The organism is Thermogutta sp., from assembly GCF_014359955.1.
Taxonomy (GTDB): Bacteria; Planctomycetota; Planctomycetia; order Pirellulales; family Thermoguttaceae; genus Thermogutta.
In genome coordinates, this window is sequence record NZ_JACIYL010000824.1 from 1 (window position 1) to 1,901 (window position 1,901).

A 1,901-nucleotide genomic window follows, 5' to 3' on the forward strand; every position below is an offset into this window, starting at 1 on the left:
CGTCCGGCACGAGTTTACCACTGTCCCAGGACAAGCTCCTTGTCAGGCAGGCGCTCGATGAAAAACCCATTCCGCTCGTCGAAGACGACGCCAATCCACCCCTCGTGGAGGTGCACGGGTGGCGGCGCTCCCAGTAAACCCAGTGCCTGACGAGAGAGAAAAACTCAGCGGTACAAGACTTGCCTACGGTGCGCCGGTGTGCGAGGCGGGGAATATTCGAATCGTTCGCCCTGTTCGAACGAAGGTGAGACCTCGGGGTTCCAGGATGGCTCGCCACAGTTCGTCAACCGTGGCGTTGGTGACGCGAAATTCAATGAGTTGATCCAGGCGAATTCCTTCCCGTCTGGCTCCTTCGGTGTCGAACTGAACTTCTATCCCAAGTTGCCGCGATAGCTGCGTGATCACACCTTCCAGCGTGCCGCGTCCGTCCCTGACAGTGAACCGTCGCTGAGCGAAGGGGTCCGGCGCAGCGGCGGTTGTTGGATTGGGCAACGGACTCCGCTGCTGTGCTGGATTCAGGCTCGCGGCCAGTCGGGACAATTCACTCAACGTTTCGGCCGGTCCCTGGACCACGATTTCCGGTCCCGACGGCACGACAATACAGCCGGGAAATTGCTGTGCCCATCGCTGCGCCAGAATGCTGGTTCCGCTTCCGATTCGAAAACGTTTGATGTCGCCATTCTGCGGCATGAACGGCACAACCGTCATCACTCCGCTTTCACTGACCTGATAGGTCAGGTCAAACTGGAGAAGAACCAGTGTGATCCGATCGGCAATCGCGAGAGCGGGGAGACTTGCTTCCGGCCATAGATCGTGAGGGATCTCTTCAGCGTTGGCGAGTTGCCAGCCCGCTTCCCGCGCCCACTGGAGGACGAGGTTTCGGGGAGTGCTCAGCCGGGGCCAGGACACGGGCGATGGACGCAGGGCGGCCGCGCCGATTCGTCCCAGGGCCTGCAATTCCTTTCGCCGCTGCGCTGCGACGATTTCCAATCGACTGGCTGTGTCCGCCGGGCCAATGTAGGCAAGCGGCGGGAGGAATCCCAGTTCATAACCCCGCTGGTGCGCGATTGCCGAGAGCACGTCGCGAAGAGTTTGCTGGCGTACGGTGAGCGTCATTGGTTCTCCGGGATTACACCGGCGATCCAGAACAATGGCCACCCCGTGAGTTTCCGCAAGACGTAACAGTCCGTCTCGGAGGGGGACGTCCGTCCAGTAGATGCTCGTGGTTCGCTCCAGTCGCTGCCAGAATTCTTCTCCCGTCGCAAAAATAGGCCGCGACACCGTTGTCGAAAGAGTTTGACTGTTGGCAGAGTCCGCACAGAATGCGAGAATACCTACCCCAAGTAGAGCGACGGGAACGATTGCTGAACGGTTCAATCGTCTCTTCTCCATCATCAAACTGTGGCTCGGTCTGCCCATCCCGCACTACACCAACAATTGTAACGGTATGAACACGAGGGCCGTCAATGTCACGCTATCCTCAGCTATTTCCACTTTGTCTGCGTCCCGGGAAAGAAACGTGTGAAACTGGCAAAATCTTAAGAGCGGTCAGATTCAGCCCGGAGGGGCCTTTTCCGGAGGGACCCGCTTGTCGGGTCCGATGCACACCGACTGCTGACCTGTCCTTTCTCATCGGGCACGACGAGCGTGCCCCTCCGACGACCCACATTCTGCTGATTAAACGGTAGGGGGCATTCAGGAATTGCCCCTACGACATATTGTTGAATCTCTGGCGGCTTGGCGGAGATGTGCTTTCTTGAGAAGACGGATTGTCAGCCCGCGTGGCCGGAGAGCGGTGAAAAGCCGAATCTGATATTGGCCAGTCCTGACCGATCCAGCCGCGGCGGTAGAAAATCCAGATCATCAAAACGGCCACCGCCAGCATAAGCAGCAAAGAAAAA

The 1,901-nt window shown here is 58.5% G+C and carries 2 protein-coding genes; both read right to left on the minus strand.

Annotated elements, in window-relative coordinates; genetic code table 11:
• Positions 1–183: 183 nt before the first annotated feature.
• Positions 184–1,377, minus strand: a complete 1,194-nt coding sequence (locus tag H5U08_RS17325; protein ID WP_297035963.1) for an STN domain-containing protein — start codon at positions 1,375–1,377, stop codon at positions 184–186.
• A 331-nt stretch (positions 1,378–1,708) separates the two neighbouring features.
• On the minus strand, positions 1,709–1,901 hold a 193-nt coding region (locus tag H5U08_RS17330; protein ID WP_297035966.1), incomplete at its 5' end, for a hypothetical protein.